2 protein-coding genes are annotated in these 2976 nt (G+C 77.6%); both read left to right on the forward strand.

The window, feature by feature from the left end; translation table 11 throughout:
• Positions 1-816, forward strand: coding sequence for a molybdate ABC transporter substrate-binding protein (modA, locus tag FNQ90_RS18075; RefSeq protein ID WP_182607334.1), 816 nt, complete (start codon positions 1-3; stop codon positions 814-816).
• A 74-nt stretch (positions 817-890) separates the two neighbouring features.
• Positions 891-2930: an ABC transporter permease gene (locus tag FNQ90_RS18080; RefSeq protein WP_323380041.1), complete on the forward strand. Its 2040-nt coding sequence runs from the start codon at positions 891-893 to the stop codon at positions 2928-2930.
• Positions 2931-2976: the final 46 nt, after the last annotated feature.

A 2976-nucleotide genomic window follows, 5' to 3' on the forward strand; every position in this document is an offset into this window, starting at 1 on the left:
GTGCCGTCGTTCGCCGCCCCGCTCCCCCGCCGCCGCTCGCGTGCGCCGGGGCGGATCGCCCCGGCCCGCCTCCTCGCGCTGCTCCTGGTCCTCACGGGGTGCGGGACCGGCGGCGGGGACACCCCGGCGTCATCCGCGGATGGTCGGGACGGCGGGGTCTCCCTGACCGTGCTGGCCGCCGCCTCCCTGACCGATGTGATGCCCGGGATCGGCGCCCTGTACGAGGAGGCGCGTCCGGGCTCCTCGGTCACCTTCTCCTTCGCCGGCTCGCAGGAGTTGGCCGCGCAGGTGCGGCAGGGGGCGCCCGCCGACGTGATCGCCACCGCCGACACCCCCACCATGGAGGGCCTGGCGGAGGAGACGGGGGACCCCGTGGTCTTCGCCCGCAACCGCCCGGTGATCGTCACCGCGCCCGGGAACCCGCTGGGCATCGCCTCCCCGGGCGACCTCGCGGACCCGGAACTGACGGTCGTGCTGGCCGCCCCCGAGGTGCCGGCCGGCCGGTACGCCCGACAGGTGCTGGACGCGGCCGGGGTGGAGGTCGCTCCCGCCTCGCTGGAGCCGAACGTGCGGGCGGTGCTGAGCCGGGTGGAGACCGGTGAGGCCGACGCCGGGATCGTCTACGCCACCGACGCCACCGCCTCCGGCCGCGTCGGGGTCGTGGAACTCCCGGAGGAGGTGAACGTCCCCGCCGCCTACCCCGCCGCCGTTCTCACCGGCTCGGCGCACCCGACGGAGGCCGGGGCGTTCGTGGAGTTCCTCGCGGGGCCGGAGGCCCGGAGGGTCCTGACGGACGCGGGCTTCGAGGTGCCGTGACCCCCACCGACTCCCATCCGCGTGACGACACCCTCGGGGGCCGTCCGGCACCGGGCGCCGGACGGCCCCCGACGGTGCTCCTGGTGCCGGCGCTGCTGGCGGTGGCGGTGCTGGCCCTGCCACTGGTCGGGGTGCTCGCGCGCACCCCCTGGTCGGAGTTGGGCTCGCACCTGGGCAGCCCCGCCGCGCTGGAGGCGCTGTGGCTCTCCCTGGTGGTCTCCGGCTGGTCGCTGCTGCTCTCCCTGGTGCTGGGGGTTCCGCTGGCCTGGCTGCTGGCCCGGGTGCCGTTCCGGGGGCGGGCGGTGGTGCGCTCCCTGGTACTGCTGCCGATGGTGCTGCCGCCGACCGTGGGCGGGGTCGCGCTGCTGACCGCCTTCGGCCGGCGCGGCCTGCTGGGGCCGTGGCTGGAGGAGTGGTTCGGGCTCACCCTCCCCTTCCACACCTCCGGGGCGGTGCTGGCGGCGACGTTCGTCTCGATGCCGTTCCTGGTCATCAGTCTGGAGGGGGCGCTGGCCGGGCTGCGCCCCGGCTACGAGGAGACGGCGGCCTCGCTGGGGGCCTCCCCCGTCCGGGTCTTCCTGACCGTGACACTGCCGCTGGTGGCTCCGGGCCTGGCCGCCGGCGCGGCGCTGACCTGGGCCCGGGCGCTGGGCGAGTTCGGCGCCACGATCACCTTCGCGGGCAACCTGCCGGGCACCACCCAGACCCTGCCGCTGCGGGTCTACCTGCTGCTCCAGGAGGACCCGGAGGCGGCGGTGTCGGTCTCGCTGCTCCTGCTGGTGGTGGCGATGGCCGTGCTGGTGGGGCTGCGCGGCCGGTGGACCGGCCCGGTGGGTCACGGGGCACTGCGGTCCGCGAACCGGTCGACGAGCCCGGACCGGGCCGACACCGATGCCGATGCCGATGCCGGTGCCGAGGGAACCGACACGGAGGCGGCCGGCGCACCGGCGGCGGACGACGCCGCCCACCGGGCCGGCGTCCCGCGCCTCCCCGGGACCACCGCGCCCGGGCCGCTGCGCGTCCGCACGCGCGGCCTGGTGGAACTGGAGCTGGCCGCCGAACCGGGTACCACCATCGCCGTGGTCGGCCCGAACGGCGCCGGCAAGACCACCCTGTTGCGGGCCCTGCTGGGCATCTCCCCCCTCGCCCGGGCCTCGGTGCGGCTCGGCGACCGGGACATCACCGAGCTGCCCGCGCACCGCCGCCGGGTGGCCTGGGTGCCGCAGGACGGGGCGCTGTTCCCGCACCTGTCGGCGCTGGCGAACACCGCCTACGGCCCCCGGGCCCGGGGAACCGGGCGCGAACGGGCCCGGGAGACGGCCCGCCGGCGGTTGGCCGGACTGGGCATCGCCCACCTGGCCGACCGTCGGCCCGGGCAGCTCTCGGGTGGCCAGGCCCAGCGCGTCGCGCTGGCCCGCGCCCTGGCCGGCCGGCCCGACCTGCTGCTGCTCGACGAACCGCTGGCGGCCCTGGACCAGCGCGCCCGGGCCGTGGTGCGGCACGCGCTGCGCACCCACCTGACCGGTTTCGAGGGGGTGTGCCTGATCGTCACGCACGACCCGGTGGAGGCGATGGCACTGGCCGACCGGGTGCTGGTCCTGGAGGACGGGCGGGCGGTGCAGGACGCCCCGCCGGGCGAGGTGGTCCGGCATCCGGCCTCGCCGTGGGTGGCCCGGATGCTCGGGCTCAACGCGTGGGCGGGCCGGACCACGACCGAGGGACTGACGGCGACCGGTGGCGTCGGACTGGTGGCCGCCGAGCCGTTGCCCGCAGGCCGGCGGGCGCTGGCGGTGTTCGCCCCCGAGGCGGTGGCGCTGTACCCCCCGGCGCCGGAGCCGCCGCACGGCAGTCCGCGCAACACCTGGTCGGCGACCGTGCGGGAGGTGGCGGGCGCCGGGGGTCGGGTGCGAGTCACCGTGCTCGTCGATCCCCCCGGCGGCCCGGCGGCGGGAGAACGACCGGCGGGGCGACAGGCGGCACGGACGGAAGCGGAGGGTGTGCCGGAGGTGGTCGCGGAGATCACCCCGGCGGCGGCGGCCGAGCTGCGGCCGGTGGAGGGCGGCCGGCTGGTGGTCGCCGTCAAGGCGACCGAGATCCGGGTCGTGCCGCTGTGACACCCACCGGGTCGCTTCCCCCGGGTCCCTCCGGCCCCTCCGGGCC

It is taken from the genome of Streptomyces alkaliphilus (assembly GCF_014141535.1).
Taxonomy (GTDB): Bacteria; Actinomycetota; Actinomycetes; order Streptomycetales; family Streptomycetaceae; genus Streptomyces; species Streptomyces alkaliphilus.